We start from the raw sequence: 16203 nt of genomic DNA, 5'->3' as shown, positions 1-16203 counted from the left end.
GATAGGTTAAATTACCAAATTTTAACTCTCTCTTCTGGTTTGATATAAAGTTTATCACCTTCTTTAATTTGGAATGCTTCGTAGAAAGCATCAACATTTTGTAAAGGCACATAAGCTCTGTAATGACCAGGAGCGTGTGGGTCAGTTTTTACTTGGTTCTTAATAGCTTCTTCACGAGCTTTAGTTCTCCAAATAGTACCCCAAGAAATAAAGAAACGTTGCTCTGGTGTAAATCCATCGATTAATCCAGGGTTTCCATTTTCTTTTAAATAAAGTTGTAATCCGTCATAAGCCGCATTAACACCACCTAAGTCACCGATGTTTTCACCTAAAGTAAATTTACCGTCAACAAATACACCTGGTAGAGGTTCTAATGCACTGTACTGATCTGCTAAAGCATTACCTAATTTAGTGAAACGCTCTAAGTCAGCGTCAGTCCACCAGTTGTTTAAGTTACCATCTTTGTCATAACGAGCACCTGAGTCGTCAAAACTATGAGAGATTTCGTGTCCAATTACAGCACCAATACCACCGTAGTTAATTGCCTCATCAGCTTTATAGTCATAGAAAGGAGGTTGTAAGATTGCAGCAGGGAAAACAATTTCGTTATATAATGGGTTGAAATAAGCATTCACTGTTTGTGGTGCCATTCCCCAACGAGATTTGTCAACTGGTTTTCCGAAGTCTGCCATATTTTTAGCAACTTCCCATTTCTCAACATTTTTCATGTTTTCGAAGTAATTACCTCCGTCAGCTACAGATTTGATTGTCATTTTAGAATAGTCTTCCCATTTGTCTGGGTAACCAATCTTAACTGTAGTTGTGCTTAATTTTTCTAAAGCACCTTTTTTAGTTTCTTCAGCCATCCAAGGTAAAGCTTTAATGCGCTCACCAAATGCTGTTAAAACATTTTTAATCATTGCTTGAGCTTTTGCTTTCGCCTCAGCTGGGAATTTCTTCTCAACATATAATTGTCCTAAAGCTTCACCAACAGTTCTATTAACAACAGCTAAAGCTCTTTCTTCAACTGGTCTTTGCTCTTTAGCACCTTCAAGTGTTTTTGAGTAGAATTCCCAGTTTGCAGTTTCCATATCAGTAGATAATAAACTTGCAGAGCTATTAACTAATGTCCATTTTAAGTAAGCTTTTACATCAGCAATATTCTTAGTAGTCAAGATTTCATTTAATGACTTGATGTATTTAGGTTGAGAAACGATTACTTTATCAACGTTTTTCAATCCGTTTGCAGTGATGTATGCGTTCCAATCTACAACAGGAGCTAATTTTTGTAAATCAGCAATTGTCATAGGATTGTAAGTTAAACGGCTATCTCTACGCTCAACACGAGTTAAACGAGGCTCAGCCATTTTAGTTTCAATAGCAAGTACTCTTTTAGAATCTGCCGTAGCTTCTTCTTTAGACTCTCCAGCCATTTCTAACATACGAGCAACGTGAGCTGTATATTGCTCGCGTTTTTCTTGCATATCTTTATCTTTTAAGATATAGTAATCACGGTCAGGTAAACCAAGAGATCCCAAGCTTAAATAAACTGCATTTTCGTTAGAGTTTTTAGCATCCGCATAAACGTAGATAGAGTATAATCCTAATCCTCCTTCGTCAGCTAAATCATTAATTAACTTTGTTACATCAGCAGGTGTAGCAATAGCATTAATTTTATCTAAGTAAGGTTTAAGAGGAGCAACCCCTAATTTATTTCTTGTTTCAGCATCTAAGTAAGTCTCAAAAACTGCAACAGCTTTTGCTTGGTCAGATTTAGGATCAAGTTTTTTATTTTGTGCAGCTTCTTTTAAAATAGCTAAAGCATCCTTATCTGTGTTTTGTCTTAATTCGTCAAAACTTCCCCAACGAGTTCTGTCAGCTGGAATTTCTGTCTTGTCGAACCAAGTTCCGTTTACATAACGGAAGAAGTCATCACCTGGCTTTACTAAAGTATCCATATACTCTAATGTAATACCGTGGTTTACCGTGTCTTCTGCTTCTGCTGTTTTTTTAGCGTCTTTACAAGCAACTAAAGAAACAACCGCAAAGGCAGAAGTTAATAATACCTTTTTGTTCATAATATTAAGATTATTTTCGTTTTTAATGATATGCTAACAAAAATAGAAAATATCTTTGGTTAATATAATTTTTAATAAAGTAAAATGAGTGTGAAGCATTTATAAAGTCTTTAACCTTTTTTTAGAAGTGAATTTGTAAGTTTGCACAAACTCAAATAATTATGTTACAGTTCTTTAAAAAGTACAGATATTTCTTTTTATTTTTCTTCTTGTTGTGTGCAGGGATAATGATTATGTTTTATAATGCATTGAAGTACAGGAAGTCATTGCCTGTTTATACTCCAGCAATGGTAAACCCAGAAATGGTGGATAGTTTGATTCAGCATCAAGCAAATAAACAGAAACACCGTATAGCGCCATTTAAGTTTGTAAATCAAAATGGAGATACCATTTCTAATAAAGACTATGAGGGACATATTTACGTAGCAGATTTCTTTTTTACTACTTGTCCTACTATTTGTCCTATTATGGGAGATAATATGGTGTGGTTACAAGATAAGATTAAAGATTTACCAGGTGTTAAGTTACTTTCTCATACTGTAACTCCAGATATTGATAGTGTTCCAGTGTTGAAAGAGTACGCTCTTCACAAAGGGGTAGATGATAATATTTGGAATTTAGTAACAGGAGATAAGAGAGATATCTATTATATTGCAAGAAATTCTTACTTAGCAGTGAAGACAGGTTCTCCTGAAGAGATGTACGATATGGTGCATACAGAGAACTTTATTTTAGTTGATGGAAGTGGTCGTATTAGAGGGTTCTATGATGGAACAAACTTAGACACGAAGGATGAAGAGGCTAAAAATATGCAAGATTTGTGGGAAGATATCCAATGGTTATACAAGCACGAAAAGAGTAAAAAATAACCTTGTTAAGAGGTAATAATAAAGGTAATAGTAGTTTAAATAATAAGAAATCTTGTGTTTATGCTACTATTATCTTTTTTTATACTTAGCTTTGTAATGTGAATTAAATCTAAATAAAGTGAGTACAACTTTAGACTTGTTAAAAAGAAACGAAAGAGGAGTAATTGCAGAGTTTGATATGCATAAGGTTCCTTTGAAATTATTAGAGATGGGATGTTTACCTGGCAATGAAGTAGTGTTGTTAGAAGTAGCCCCATTAGGAGATCCGATTTATTTGTGTATAAATGACACACATTTATCTATTCGTAAAGAATTAGCTCGTGAAATACTTGTAGAAGTAGAGGGTTAATTAGTACAATATATTATTACATTAGTTGATGAAAAAAAATATTAAAGTTGCCCTAATAGGTAATCCTAACGTAGGGAAAACCTCAGTATTTAATGCTTTAACTGGACTTAATCATAAAATAGGGAATTATCCAGGAATTACTGTTGATAAGAAAACAGGTGTGTCAAAACTTGATGAACACACAAATGCTACAATTGTAGATTTACCAGGTACGTATAGTATCAATGCCAGCTCATTGGACGAACGCATCGTTTTAGATTTGTTGTTCGATCCTACTAATGAAGATTATCCAGATGTTGCTGTAGTTGTTGTAGATATCGAGAACTTAAAACGTAATCTACTTTTATTTACGCAAGTGAAAGAGTTAGGTATTCCAACGGTATTGGTTGTGAATATGGCTGACCGAATGGAAGAGAAGGGGATTACTCTTGCTGTAGCTGAGTTAGAAGAAAAGTTGAAAACTAAGATTGTTTTAGCGAGTGCTAAGAAGAAATTAGGTATTCAAGAAATAAAACAAGCTATTTTAGGTTATAAAGAGCTTTCGATAAAACCGTGTATGAACGCTACGGGTGTAGATTCGGAGTTTTTTGGTCGCTTAGCACTTACGTTCTCTAATTTATCTGTGTATAAATTATGGATGATTTACTCGCAAGAGGTTACAATTGGAGGAATAGGTAAAAAGGAAATTGAATCTAAGGGAGTTAAGCTGTCTGAAGATGAGGTTAAGCGTTTACAACATAAGAAAACGATTAAGCGTTATCAATTTATAAATGATGTTTTAAAAGAGACTTATGTAAAGGACTCTTCTAAGGCAACAGATATTAGAAGTAAGGTTGACCGTATTTTAACGCATCGCGTTTGGGGTTACGTAATCTTCTTTGCAATTATGTTATTAGTTTTCCAAGCGATATTTGAGTGGTCAAGTATTCCGATGGATTGGATTGAAGATCAATTTGCGTCATTGACAACTTGGGTACACGAGGTAATGACACCAGGAAAACTAACTGACTTAATAGCGGATGGTATTGTTCCAGGTATTGGTGGTATTATGCCATTCATTCCTCAAATTGCTATTTTATTTATGTTCATCTCAATTCTTGAAGAGACGGGTTATATGAGTAGAGTAGTGTTTTTAATGGACCGTTTAATGCGTCCTTTTGGATTAAGTGGTAAATCAGTTGTTCCATTAATCTCAGGTAATGCTTGTGCGATTCCAGCAATTATGTCTGCTCGTAATATTGAAAATCCAAAAGAGCGCTTGTTGACAATTTTAGTAACTCCGTTTACTACTTGTTCTGCTCGTATTCCAGTTTATATCATCTTGATTTCATTGGTTATTCCTGATACTCGTATTGGTATATTTGGAATGCAGGCGTTAACGCTGACGTTTTTCTATTTAATTGGATTCTTCTCTGCATTGATTGGTGCGTGGGTATTGAAACACTTTATTGACGTAAAACACAAGTCATATTTTGTGATTGAGATGCCAAGCTACCGTGCACCTATATTGAAAAACGTAGTTGCTACAATGTATGAAAAGACTAAAGCTTTCGTTGTTGGAGCAGGTAAGATTATCTTTTTCTTGTCAATTATTATTTGGTTTTTAGGTGCTCATGGACCTGGAAATAACTTTGAAAATGCAGAAGAAATTATTGCTGAAAGATACAAAGGAGAGGTTGTAACAGCTGAAGAAATGGATGATTTTGTAGCGGGATATAGATTAGAAAATTCATACATCGGAATTGTTGGTAAAGCAATTGAACCTGTTATTAAACCATTAGGGTATGATTGGAAAATTGGTATTGCAGTGATTACATCATTTGTAGCTCGTGAAGTATTTGTGGCAACATTGGCTACTATCTACAACGTGGGATCAAGTGGTGAAGAAGAAGAAACAATCAAGGCTCGTATGGAGGCTGAGGTTTGGCCAGATACAGGAGAGAAGGTATTTACTTTAGCAAGTGGACTTTCATTGATGTTCTTTTATGCATTTGCAATGCAATGTGCTTCGACAGTTGCAATTACCAGAAGAGAAACAAAGTCTTGGAAATGGACTATATTCCAAGTCGTGTTTATGACTGTGTTTGCTTATGTTGTTGCATTAGTAGTGTATCAACTTTTAAAATAAACTAATATGGACTACCAAGAAGTAATAGCCTATGCGATTGTTATTATTGCTTTAGGGTATTTTATCAAAAAGAGTTTTTGGAAGAATAAGGGAGGCAAGAATGGATCTTGTGGTAACGGAAGTTGCGGTTGCTCTTAACAGAGATATAGTTTACTATTTATATATAAAAAGCGAAAGCCATCTAAAATAGATGGCTTTCGCTTTTAGTGTTTTAGGCTGTTTACAAATTCTTGTATAGCGGGTAGTGAAATACCATTGTGTTCTATATGCTTGACAAAAGCAGAACCGACAATAGCACCCTGACTATATTCGCAAACGGTTTGAAAGGTTGCAGCATTGTGGATTCCGAAACCAACTAATCGTGGATTGGTTAATTGTAGGTTTTGAATGCGTTGGAAATAATCTGTTTGTTTTTCCAGGTTTTTATTTGCCCCAGTTATACTGTTTGAAGAGACCATATAGATAAAACCATTTGTTTCTTGGTCAATCATTTTGATTCGCTCTTCTGCTGTTTCATTATTTATCAACATAATGTTTAAGATGCCGTATTGTTGGCAGTAAGCTTTGAGATGTTGCTTGTAGTAATCCAGAGGTAAATCTGGGATAATGAAACCATCAATACCGACTTCAGCACATTTTTTGACAAAGTTTTCTTCGCCGTATTGTAGGATAGGGTTTAGGTATCCCATCAATACAATTGGAATGGTTGTATTTTTTCTAAGTGTTGTTAGCTGGTCAAACAAAAGAGTTAGGCTCATACCGTTTTTAAGGGCTTTCTCACTACTTTCTTGTATAACAGGACCGTCGGCAAGGGGATCCGAAAAAGGGATGCCTATTTCAATCATATCTACTCCTGCTTTTTCTAAGTTTTCTACAATAGAAAGTGTGTCGTTTAGGTTAGGATAACCGGCAGTAAAAAAGATTGAAAGTATATTTTTATTTTTTTGTTGGAATGTTGTTGTAATTCTATTTTTCATTGGTAAAATATTTTTGATAGGTTAGCATATCTTTATCTCCTCTTCCAGATAAGTTGACAATGACAATGTCGTTTTCTTTTAAGTTTAGTTTTTCTAAGTAAGCTAAAGCGTGAGCCGATTCTAAAGCAGGTATAATTCCATCTGTTCTGGTTAAATGAAAAGCCGCTTTTATAGCCTCATCATCAGTGATGCTGCCTACCATTATTTTATTTGTGTCATTAAGATAAGCGTGAGCAGGACCAATACCAGGGTAGTCTAATCCAGCTGATATAGAATAGGGTTCTATTATCTGACCATCTTCTGTTTGTATAAGATAGGTTTTACTACCGTGGATAATACCTTTTTTGCCTAATGCGATTGTAGCGGCTGTTTTATCCGTTTGTATTCCTTTTCCGGCTGCTTCAACAGCAATTAACTTTGTATGATTATTATCTATAAAGTGATAGAAAGCTCCCATAGCATTACTACCACCTCCAACGCAAGCAATTACATAATCCGGTTTTGCTGTGTTTTCTTTTTCTAATAGTTGCTCTTGAATTTCTTTACTAATAATAGATTGGAATTTAGCTACCATATCAGGATAAGGGTGTGGACCAACGACAGAACCAATTACATAATGCGTATCGGTAGGATTGTTTATCCATTCTCTGATAGCCTCGTTTGTAGCATCTTTTAGTGTTTTACTACCACTATTTGCTGGAACTACAGTAGCTCCAAGCATTTTCATTCTTTCAACATTTGGCTTTTGTCTTTCGATGTCTATTGCTCCCATAAATACAGTGCACTCTAAACCTAATAAAGCACAAGTAGTGGCAGTGGCAACACCGTGTTGTCCTGCACCTGTTTCTGCGATGATTCTTTTTTTGTTTAGGCGTTTAGCTAATAATACTTGTCCTATAGTGTTATTGATTTTATGAGCCCCTGTATGGTTTAAATCTTCTCTTTTTAGATAGATCTTAGCTTTGTATTGTTTTGATAAGTTTTCAGAATAGAACAGCGGGGTTGGCCTTCCAACATAATCTTTTAGGAGGGACTGCATTTCTTGTTGGAAGCTGCTATCTTCAAGTATATCTAAGTATTTTGCTTGTAGTTCTGCTACATTGGCGTGCAACATTTCAGGAATGAAGGCACCTCCAAATTCTCCGTAGTAGCCATCTGATGTAGGGTTAAATGTGTTCATTTCTAATAGTATTTATAAGTTGTTTTGTGTGATTGTAATTTTTTAGTCCTGCTTCATCTTCTAATTGGCTATTGCAATCAAAGCCTATTAAAGCAGGGTGTTTAAGTTTTAATGCTTGTGTAATATTAGATAACCCTATTCCTCCGCTGAGGTAGAAAGGTTTATCTAATGTATAGTTTTGCAGAATGTTCCAATTAAACGCTTGTCCACTTCCTCCATACTGTGATGTTTTCGTGTCAAATAAAAAAGCCGAGCAATAGGGGATGTATGTTTCAAGTATTTTTATGTCTATTTTGTCTTGAATGGGGAATGCTTTTATGATATTAAATCCCTTTTCGTGTAGTGCTTGGCATTGGGCAATTGATTCTTCTCCGTGTAATTGGATAATATCTAAAGCGTATTGCTGTGCTATAGCTTGTATTACATCATTGGTTTCATTGACAAACACACCTACTTTCTTTATCGGGGCAGGTATCTTTTGAATGCTACTTTGCAAAGTAGATTTATCTATATACCGACGTGATTTTTTATAAAAGATAAATCCTATTAAATCAGGGTTTAATGAAACTATTTCTTGGATATTTTTAGGAGTTTTCATTCCGCAAATCTTTATTTTCATAGTAGTTCCGTTTGTAATTGTTTTAATATTTCAGGCGGATTGTGTTCTTTCATAAAATATTCTCCTATAAGATATCCTGCAAAACCGGCTTGTTGTAGCTCCTTTATGGTGTTAGCAGAGTATATTCCACTTTCTGCAATTTTTACAGCATTAGTAGGCAAGTACGAAGCTAATAGAATGCTATTTTCAATGTCAACGTCAAAGGTGTTTAGGTTTCTGTTGTTTATACCTATTAAGTCAAAGTTTGTATGACTATATAAACGAACTTCCTCTTCTGTGTGTGTTTCTAATAGTACTTCTAAACCAAGTTTGTGTGCATAATCTGTGAGTTGAACTATTCTGTCTAAAGGGTGGAGTTTTGCAATTAGTAAAATGGCATCAGCTCCAATTGCTTTCGCTTCCTCCAGTTGATATTCGTCAACAATAAATTCCTTTTGTAAAAGAGGAAGGTTTGTTGCCTTTCTTGCTTTCAGAAAATCATCTGTTTTAGCACCAAAAAATTGTTGGTCAAAAAGAACAGACAAAGCAGCAGCTCCTTCTTGTGTATATCCTTGGACAATGGCCGTAACATCTGCATTAGGATGTATATTTCCTTTACTTGGCGATTGTCTTTTGAATTCGGCAATAATCCCTTTGCCTTTTGATGCTATTATCGCTTGTTTTAAAGAAGTACACTGTCTGTTATACAGTTCCTTTGTCTGTAAGGTTTCTACAGGTTGTTTTAATTTTTTGTAAGCAACTTCCTGTTCTTTATGTCGTCTTATTTTCTCTAATATCAGTTTCATAAGTTTCTCAATATTTCAAATTTCTTTTTTGCATTACCTCCTAAAAGAGACTCTTCAGCTTGGTTATATGCCTCTTCGATAGTTAGTGATGGATGATAGGTTTTAATTGCTAAAGCACTATTAGCAAGGACAACGCTATTTTGTGCATTTGTTCCTTTTCCTTTTAGGATTTGCCAAAAGATATAAGCAGATTCTTCAACAGTATTCCCTCCAATGATATCCGTTTGACTGACTTTAGGTTGATTGAAATATGAAGCGTCTATTATTTGCTCTTTGGTATTTGTTACGATTTTACATTTGTCTGTCAGTGTACATTCGTCATATCCATCTAAGGCGTGGATAATGCAATATTGGGTGTCGGATTTTTGAAAGAAATATTGATACATACGCAATAGTTCAAGATTGAATAAACCAACCATTTGGACTTTGGGCTCTGCCGGATTTGTAAGAGGACCAAGCATATTGAAAAAGGTTTTTACACCAAGTGATTTTCTCACAGGAGCAATTCTCTTCATTGCAGGGTGAAACAAGGGGGCGTGAATAAAGCAAATGTTAGCTTCTGCTAATTGGTTTTGCAATTCTGCTTCTGTTTTTCTAAAGTGAATACCTAAGTTTTCAAGAACACTTGAAGAACCAGAAACAGAAGATACTCCGTAATTTCCGTGTTTAGCAACAGGAATATTGTTTCCTGCAAGTACAAAAGAAGTTAGGGTAGATATATTGAATGTGTTTTTTCCATCACCTCCCGTACCACAAACATCCATAGGGTTGAATTGAGATAAATCTACCTTAGTTGCTAATTGTAACATTGCTTCTCTAAACCCTGTAAGTTCTTCTAAAGTAATAGAGCGCATTAAGTAGGTTGTTAAAATAGCAGATAGCTGAGGTTCGCTATATTCTCCTGTTGCCATATCAAGTAGTACTTGTTTAGCCTCATCTGTGGTCAGGGTTTTATGTTGTATCAGTTTGTTAAGTAACTCTTTCATAGTTTAATTTTTTATCCAATTAGCTAATAGTTGTATTCCGTTTTCGGTTAGTATTGATTCTGGGTGAAACTGTACACCTCTTATATCGTAATGTTTATGTTTGATTGCCATAATGTTTCCATTTGTATCATAAGCAATAACATCGAGTTCAGAGTTGTCTTTTTCATCAATAACCCACGAGTGATAATGACCAATTTTAGTATAGTTGGGAATATCTTTTAACAAGTAATCTTCTTGTGTGATTTGTAGTTGTCCTTGAATGCCGTGTAAAGGGTTATTTAGTTGTTTTAGCTTGTGTTTAAAGAACTCGCCTATAGCTTGATGGCCTAAACAGACTCCAAAGATGCTTTTAGTAGTGCTGTATTCTTTTAGAATATTCATTACTTGACCAGCATTAACTGGTATTCCTGGTCCCGGAGAGATAACTATTTTATCATATTTAGCAAGGTCTTTTAGCTCAACTTTGTCATTTTTAATAACATCTACTTGTTGTGCTCCTAATTCTTTTAGGGCATATACGATGTTATAAACAAAGGAGTCGTAATTGTCAATAACTATTATTTTCATAATTATATGTTTTCTGCTTGTTGAATAGCAGACCTAACTGCTCTAAGTTTATTGTCTATTTCTTGTAGTTCTAAGTTCTCATTTGATTGTATGACTATACCACAGCCTGCTTGGTAGGTAAGGTGATTATTGTGGCTTAATACAGAGCGGATGAAAATGGCTTGGTTTAGTGTTCCGTCTAATCCAATAATTCCGACAGCCCCTCCATAGAAGCCTCTACTTTCAGGTTCATATTGATTGATTAGTTGCATTGCCTTGTGTTTAGGTGCTCCTGATAGTGTACCTGCAGGGAATGTATCTGCAAATATTTGTATGGGATTAGCACTATTAGCAAGAGTTCCACTAACTTTTGAGACAAGGTGTATTACGTGAGAGTAATATTCTACTTGTTTAAATTTTTCTACTTGGACAATCTCACTGTTTTTGCTGAGGTCATTTCTCGCAAGGTCTACTAACATAACGTGTTCTGCAGATTCTTTAGGGTCATTTAATAATTGTTCAGCAATATGTTTATCGTCTATAGGGTCGCCACTTCGTTGAAATGTACCTGCAATTGGATGTATGTAAGCTTTGTTCTCTTTGATGACCAGTTGTGCTTCAGGCGAAGAACCAAATATCTTGAAATCACCATAGTCAAAGAAAAATAGGTAAGGAGAGGGGTTGATTGATCGAAGTGTTCTATACACATTGAATTCATCACCTTGAAATTCTTGGTTAAACTTACGTGATAAGACTAATTGAAAGACATCACCATTTTGGCAATGTTCTTTTCCTTTTTTGATGGTAGATAGAAATTCATCATCTGAAAGCATTGTTTTTTCTTCTCCTTTTGTTTGGAAAGGAAAAGAAGAAATAGCGTTGTTGTTTATAAGACTCTTAAGTTGTTCTATGTTGTTTTCTTCCTCTTCAATAGTGTGATCGATGAGGTATAATTCATTTTTGAAGTGATTGAATACAATTAGATTTTTATAGAAAGCATATTGCATTAAAGGCAATTCAAAATCGTTAGAATCAATTGTTATTTCTTGTAATAAAGGAATACTGTTATATGAAGTATAACCGAATAGACCGTTATTGATAAAGCTTAGTTCAGTAGGTTTTTTAAGGTTAATTGATTGTGTAAAAGAGTTTAATTCCTGAATTATATCAATTGAATTAGTAGGAAACTGCTTACTAATGTCAATTAAGTTAATATGTGTAAATTGTTTTTCTACACAAATAGACGCAAGGGGGGTTAAACAGATATAAGAATAGCTGTTTTCTTTGCTGTTATAGTCAGAGCTTTCTAATAGAAGACTATTAGGAAATTTGTCTCTTAACTTTAGATAAAGTTCTACTGGGGTATAGGTATCTCCCAGAAGTTTCTGATAATGTGTTGTGATATTCATATGATAAATGTTGAGTTATAAAAAAGCAAAAAAAAAGGCCCACTGGGTTAACAGTGAGCCTTTATATATATAAGAATAATATACTTTTTTTGGAGTAGATTACTTAAATACACAGCATAGCCAACTAAACCCTTTGTCGGATTGAGTAAGCCACCACCAATTAGTATTTAAGAATTGTGTATTCATTTTCTTTTAAATGTTAATGCTAAAGTATAAAAAAAGAATTAGATAACAAATAATATTTTTCTTTTTTATGATACTAATTGATTAATTTTTAAAGTTTTACTTGTATTATATCTTGATCGTGAAATGTATTTTCTTCATAGAAGAGGTGAAAGTCTTCTAATCTATATGGCGGACAAGCCCCTGCGTGTGAGGTTATGTAAGCTCCTAAAGAAGATGCTTTTTTAATAACTTCAAGGTCATTACTTTTCTTGATTTTTTCAGCTAAAAAGCCTGCTAAGAAAGAATCACCACTACCTACAGTATCTTTGATTACAATCTCAACTGCTGGGAAGCGATAGAAAATATCATTGCTTTGGTAGATGCCTCCTTTACTTCCTTTAGACACTATAATTTCATTGCATTTAAAGTAATCTTGGATGTATTTAACAGCTTCTTCTTCTGTTGTGTATGCTTTACCAATATATTCAAGTATCTCTTTTAATTCAGCCTTATTCATCTTTAATAAGTCGGATTTTTTCATTAATTCTGTTACAAAATCCAAATTATAATGTGGAGGTCTGAAATTTACATCATAGACTTTATATTTTGCAGCCTCTAACAATTGATGAAGTGTGTTTCTTGTATGTTCTTTTCTACTTGCTAATGTTCCAAAAACAAAAGCATCTGATTTTGCTACTAAATCATAATCACTTTGTTTGAAATCAATATAATCCCAGGCTCCTTGATCTAAAAACTCGTAAGACGCATCATTGTTGTCGTCAAATGTTGCAAAGACAGTTCCTGTTTGGTGATTAGGATCAACTTGTACAGTAGCAGTCGGTATTCCATCATTTGTAATTCTGTCAAGAATTTTACTACCTAATTCGTCTTGGCCAATCTTTGTAATGATGTGTGAATCAATATTGAATTTATGTAAATGAAAAGCTACATTTAGAGGAGCTCCTCCAATTCTTTTATAGGTAGGGAAGATGTCCCAAAGTACTTCTCCAAAACAAACAACGGAAGGTTTTGCACTGATATCTGTCATAGTCTAATTTTTTTAGGGGAGAAATATTCTGCCCCATCTACACTAAGATACAAAATCTTTACATTTCTTTTGTAAGGCGTAGTAATGTTTAAGGTTTTGTAAAGATTAGTTTCTTATTTTGTTTGTAATATAGAAGAAGTGATACTACATATAAAAAGCTCTACTTAGTTTTAAGTAGAGCTTTTTATATAAGATTTGGTGTACTTCTTAATTAAATAAATTAAGTAATAAAGAAGGACATAATCCAATAATAATATTAATTGCAACAGCAGTTACTCCAATTACTTTGTAAGAAAGCGGAACGTCTAATTCGTCTGTGTTTTCTTCATAGTTAGAGAACATAGCTATAATCACTTTTAAGTAATAATAAATACTGATAAAAGAGTTGATTACCCCAAAGATTACTAATGCAATGTAACCATTAGAAATCGCTTGAGAGAACAAGAAGAATTTACCAAAGAAACCTGCAAAGATTGGAATACCTCCCATTGATAATAAACCAATTGAAAGTACTACAGCTAAAAGAGGGTTTCTTCTTCCTAATCCATAAAAGTTAGAAATTAATTCGTTGTCTTTATTTTTAGTAACAATGATTAAAACAGAGAACGCTGCGATACCTGCAATAGCATAAGCTGATGCATAGTAGAATAAGTTAGATGTAGCAGATCCAAGAGCTGTTAGAGCCATCATCATAAAACCGGCATGAGAAATACCAGAATATGCTAAAAGACGCTTCATATTGTCTTGTCTGATTGCCATAATATTTCCAACTGTCATAGTTAAGATTGCAATTACTACAATTACTCCAGTAAAGTACTCAGGCATATGACTAAATAATGCTAAGCTTAATTTGTATAAAGTTGCTACAGCAGCTACTTTAACTAAAGTACTCATCATTGCAGTTGTTAAACTTGGTGCTCCTTGATATACGTCTGGTGCCCAGAAGTGGAAAGGAACAGCAGCTATTTTGAATAACATACCAATGATAATCATTATTACTCCTAATGGATACCAAATAGGCAAAGAGCTTGTTGATGCTGTTTTTGTTATTTGTACAAGGTCAAAAGAACCTGTTGCTCCATAAACTAAAGCGATACCAAATAACACAACACCTGAAGCAAACGAACCTAAAAGGAAGTACTTCATTGCAGCTTCATTACTCTTAATGTTTTTAATCTCTGTTCCACACAGGATGTAAAGAGTGATAGAAAGAATTTCTAATCCTAAGAAAAACATTGCCATATTTCCAAAACTTACCATACAAATGGCTCCCATTAATAAGAAAAGTTTCAGAGAAATATAGTCTGCTATTTTTGAATATTCTTTTTTATAAAAGTCTTTACTCATCCCAACTAAAAATACAGTTAGGGCAATGAATAAAGATGAAAATGCGGTAGAGAATTTAGTAGAAACAAACATATTATTATAATATGCTTCAACCACATCTATGTTACATAGTGTGTAAACTAAGATTCCCAATAAACCAACAATCGTCATAGGAATGACAATTTTACGCAAATTGATTATCTCTGCTACAAGTACTAAGACCGCTAATACTCCAATTGCTATTAATGTGTTCATTTGTTATATTTTGGAATTATATACATCAGATAAACTGACTTCTTATTACTTAATATATGATATTATTTCAACCAAACTTGGTGTGATTAAATCTGATAATGGTTTTGGATAAATACCAAAGAAAATTATAGCTACTACTAAAAGACCAAGAACAATAGACTCTTTTGTGGTTACGTCTAAGAAAGTTTTAGTATTAGTTTCTCCTAACATTGATTTTTGGAACATTCTCAACATGTAAAAAGCTCCTAAAATGATTGTTGTTCCTCCTATAATTGCATACCATAAGTTTACTTGAGATAAACCATAAAGTAAGCTGAATTCTCCAATGAAACTGAATGTACCAGGTAAACCAATAGAAGCAAACATTAATATCATAAAGAATGAAGCAAATTTAGGTGCCTGTTGACGGATACCACCCATTTCACCAATCATTCTTGTTTCATAACGTTTGTAAATGATATCAGCGACATAGAATAATCCAACAATTACAAAACCGTGAGCAATCATTTGTAGAACAGATCCTCTTAAACCATCAAGTGTTAATGAGTATGAACCTGCTGCAATTAGTCCAACGTGAGCTAATGAAGAGTAAGCAAAGAATCTTTTGATGTTTGATTGTTTCAAAGCTACTATTGATCCATAAACTACTCCGATAAGACATAATACTAAGATTGTAGGCATTAAGTCTTTTGCTGCAGTTGAAGTAATAGGTAATTGCCAACGAATTATTGAGTATAATCCCATTTTAAGCATTATACCAGCAAGTAACATAGTACCAACTGTTGGTGCTTTTTCGTAAGTTGAAGCCTGCCAAGTATGGAAAGGAAAAACTGGAATCTTAATAGCGTAAGCTAAGAAGAAAGCCAAGAATATCCAGTATTGTTCTTTAGCTGTTAAGTTTACATTATACAAGTCTAAAAGCATAAAACTTCCAGCTTTTTGGTATAAGTAAATAAAACCTACAAGCATAAACAATGAACCTGCAAATGTGTAAATAAAGAATTTTAAAATTGCTTTTTTACGAGCTTCAAATGTGTCATTACCCCAAAGTAAAGCAATGAAGTAAATTGGTAATAATGCTAATTCCCAGAAGATATAATATAAGAAACCATCTGATGCTAAGAATGTTCCTGTCATAGCAAATGACATAAACATCACTAAGGCATAAAAAGCATTTGATTTTTCAATATGATCACCAAAAGATGTTAAGATGATCAATGGTGTTAGTGCCGTAGTAAGTAATACTAAGGCTAATCCTAATCCATCTGCACGGAATGCTAAATGAATGTTTGGGTTTACCATCCATTGCGTTACAAATCCTGTGTCTGTACCAGAATTATGTAAACAGATTAAGACTAAAGTTTCTACAAAAGCAACAAGTCCAAATAACAAAGCTACTTTAGCAGCGGCCTGTTTTCCTGATAAATAGGTTGCAAAGGCACCAACTAATAACGTTAATAATAATATAGTTACGTTCATCTCT

At 34.0% G+C, this 16203-nt stretch carries 15 protein-coding genes; 4 read left to right on the top strand and 11 right to left on the bottom strand.

Annotated features, from left to right (window positions below; all coding sequences use genetic code 11):
- Positions 1 to 11 precede the first annotated feature (11 nt).
- Positions 12 to 2078, bottom strand: coding sequence for a M13 family metallopeptidase (locus BLT46_RS06475; protein WP_090407976.1), 2067 nt, complete (start codon positions 2076 to 2078; stop codon positions 12 to 14).
- Positions 2079 to 2239: 161 nt separating this feature from the next.
- On the opposite strand from BLT46_RS06475, the gene BLT46_RS06470 reads away from it, so the two are divergent.
- The 4 genes from BLT46_RS06470 to BLT46_RS06455 all read left to right on the top strand — a co-directional run bounded on the left by BLT46_RS06470 (position 2240) and on the right by BLT46_RS06455 (position 5562).
- Positions 2240 to 2947, top strand: coding sequence for an SCO family protein (locus tag BLT46_RS06470; RefSeq protein WP_090407973.1), 708 nt, complete (start codon positions 2240 to 2242; stop codon positions 2945 to 2947).
- Between the two features lie 118 nt (positions 2948 to 3065).
- The gene (locus tag BLT46_RS06465) at positions 3066 to 3296 is read left to right on the top strand and encodes a FeoA family protein (protein WP_090407970.1); all 231 of its coding nucleotides are present in this window, start codon (positions 3066 to 3068) and stop codon (positions 3294 to 3296) included.
- Positions 3297 to 3324: 28 nt separating this feature from the next.
- Positions 3325 to 5424 (top strand): ferrous iron transport protein B, encoded by a 2100-nt coding sequence (feoB, locus tag BLT46_RS06460; RefSeq protein WP_090407967.1) that lies wholly within the window; start codon positions 3325 to 3327, stop codon positions 5422 to 5424.
- A 6-nt stretch (positions 5425 to 5430) separates the two neighbouring features.
- Positions 5431 to 5562 (top strand): FeoB-associated Cys-rich membrane protein, encoded by a 132-nt coding sequence (locus BLT46_RS06455; RefSeq protein ID WP_090407961.1) that lies wholly within the window; start codon positions 5431 to 5433, stop codon positions 5560 to 5562.
- A 65-nt stretch (positions 5563 to 5627) separates the two neighbouring features.
- Here the strand turns inward: BLT46_RS06455 and trpA are convergent, their stop codons facing one another.
- The 10 genes from trpA to BLT46_RS06405 all read right to left on the bottom strand — a co-directional run bounded on the left by trpA (position 5628) and on the right by BLT46_RS06405 (position 16199).
- Positions 5628 to 6401, bottom strand: coding sequence for a tryptophan synthase subunit alpha (gene trpA / locus BLT46_RS06450; RefSeq protein WP_090407959.1), 774 nt, complete (start codon positions 6399 to 6401; stop codon positions 5628 to 5630).
- Complete coding sequence (gene trpB / locus BLT46_RS06445; RefSeq protein WP_090407956.1) at positions 6391 to 7581, bottom strand: tryptophan synthase subunit beta; 1191 nt, start codon at positions 7579 to 7581, stop codon at positions 6391 to 6393. The genes trpA and trpB overlap by 11 nt, the downstream gene beginning before the upstream one ends.
- The gene (locus BLT46_RS06440) at positions 7568 to 8200 is read right to left on the bottom strand and encodes a phosphoribosylanthranilate isomerase (protein ID WP_090407953.1); all 633 of its coding nucleotides are present in this window, start codon (positions 8198 to 8200) and stop codon (positions 7568 to 7570) included. The genes trpB and BLT46_RS06440 overlap by 14 nt, the downstream gene beginning before the upstream one ends.
- Positions 8197 to 8985 carry an indole-3-glycerol phosphate synthase TrpC gene (gene trpC / locus BLT46_RS06435; RefSeq protein ID WP_090407950.1) on the bottom strand — a complete coding sequence of 263 codons (789 nt, stop codon included), beginning with the start codon at positions 8983 to 8985 and terminating at the stop codon, positions 8197 to 8199. The genes BLT46_RS06440 and trpC overlap by 4 nt, the downstream gene beginning before the upstream one ends.
- The gene (gene trpD / locus BLT46_RS06430; protein ID WP_090407946.1) at positions 8982 to 9971 is read right to left on the bottom strand and encodes an anthranilate phosphoribosyltransferase; all 990 of its coding nucleotides are present in this window, start codon (positions 9969 to 9971) and stop codon (positions 8982 to 8984) included. The genes trpC and trpD overlap by 4 nt, the downstream gene beginning before the upstream one ends.
- A gap of 3 nt (positions 9972 to 9974) precedes the next feature.
- Positions 9975 to 10538 (bottom strand): anthranilate synthase component II, encoded by a 564-nt coding sequence (locus BLT46_RS06425; RefSeq protein ID WP_090407943.1) that lies wholly within the window; start codon positions 10536 to 10538, stop codon positions 9975 to 9977.
- Between the two features lie 2 nt (positions 10539 to 10540).
- Positions 10541 to 11926 (bottom strand): anthranilate synthase component I family protein, encoded by a 1386-nt coding sequence (locus BLT46_RS06420; RefSeq protein WP_090407940.1) that lies wholly within the window; start codon positions 11924 to 11926, stop codon positions 10541 to 10543.
- Between the two features lie 274 nt (positions 11927 to 12200).
- Complete coding sequence (locus BLT46_RS06415) at positions 12201 to 13139, bottom strand: carbohydrate kinase family protein (RefSeq protein WP_090407935.1); 939 nt, start codon at positions 13137 to 13139, stop codon at positions 12201 to 12203.
- A gap of 207 nt (positions 13140 to 13346) precedes the next feature.
- The gene (locus tag BLT46_RS06410) at positions 13347 to 14720 is read right to left on the bottom strand and encodes an NADH-quinone oxidoreductase subunit N (RefSeq protein ID WP_090407932.1); all 1374 of its coding nucleotides are present in this window, start codon (positions 14718 to 14720) and stop codon (positions 13347 to 13349) included.
- Positions 14721 to 14765: 45 nt separating this feature from the next.
- A complete protein-coding gene (locus tag BLT46_RS06405) occupies positions 14766 to 16199 on the bottom strand; it encodes a complex I subunit 4 family protein (RefSeq protein WP_090407929.1) in 1434 nt (477 codons plus the stop codon).
- Positions 16200 to 16203 lie beyond the last annotated feature (4 nt).

The organism is Myroides phaeus (genome assembly GCF_900099675.1).
Classification (GTDB): Bacteria; Bacteroidota; Bacteroidia; order Flavobacteriales; family Flavobacteriaceae; genus Flavobacterium; species Flavobacterium phaeum.
The sequence above is the reverse complement of the archived record's forward strand: the minus strand, read 5'-3'. Positions and strand labels throughout refer to the sequence as shown.

What these genes read in the sequence shown, in the direction of transcription:
- BLT46_RS06415 (WP_090407935.1), bottom strand. Translation starts at nt 13,139, where the DNA reads ATGACAGATATCAGTGCAAAACCTTCCGTTGTTTGTTTTGGAGAAGTA.
- trpD (WP_090407946.1), bottom strand. Translation starts at nt 9,971, where the DNA reads ATGAAAGAGTTACTTAACAAACTGATACAACATAAAACCCTGACCACA.
- BLT46_RS06440 (WP_090407953.1), bottom strand. Translation starts at nt 8,200, where the DNA reads ATGAAAATAAAGATTTGCGGAATGAAAACTCCTAAAAATATCCAAGAA.
- BLT46_RS06475 (WP_090407976.1), bottom strand. Translation starts at nt 2,078, where the DNA reads ATGAACAAAAAGGTATTATTAACTTCTGCCTTTGCGGTTGTTTCTTTA.
- trpB (WP_090407956.1), bottom strand. Translation starts at nt 7,581, where the DNA reads ATGAACACATTTAACCCTACATCAGATGGCTACTACGGAGAATTTGGA.
- trpC (WP_090407950.1), bottom strand. Translation starts at nt 8,985, where the DNA reads ATGAAACTGATATTAGAGAAAATAAGACGACATAAAGAACAGGAAGTT.
- trpA (WP_090407959.1), bottom strand. Translation starts at nt 6,401, where the DNA reads ATGAAAAATAGAATTACAACAACATTCCAACAAAAAAATAAAAATATA.
- BLT46_RS06410 (WP_090407932.1), bottom strand. Translation starts at nt 14,720, where the DNA reads ATGAACACATTAATAGCAATTGGAGTATTAGCGGTCTTAGTACTTGTA.
- BLT46_RS06455 (WP_090407961.1), top strand. Translation starts at nt 5,431, where the DNA reads ATGGACTACCAAGAAGTAATAGCCTATGCGATTGTTATTATTGCTTTA.
- BLT46_RS06425 (WP_090407943.1), bottom strand. Translation starts at nt 10,538, where the DNA reads ATGAAAATAATAGTTATTGACAATTACGACTCCTTTGTTTATAACATC.
- BLT46_RS06470 (WP_090407973.1), top strand. Translation starts at nt 2,240, where the DNA reads ATGTTACAGTTCTTTAAAAAGTACAGATATTTCTTTTTATTTTTCTTC.
- BLT46_RS06405 (WP_090407929.1), bottom strand. Translation starts at nt 16,199, where the DNA reads ATGAACGTAACTATATTATTATTAACGTTATTAGTTGGTGCCTTTGCA.
- feoB (WP_090407967.1), top strand. Translation starts at nt 3,325, where the DNA reads ATGAAAAAAAATATTAAAGTTGCCCTAATAGGTAATCCTAACGTAGGG.
- BLT46_RS06420 (WP_090407940.1), bottom strand. Translation starts at nt 11,926, where the DNA reads ATGAATATCACAACACATTATCAGAAACTTCTGGGAGATACCTATACC.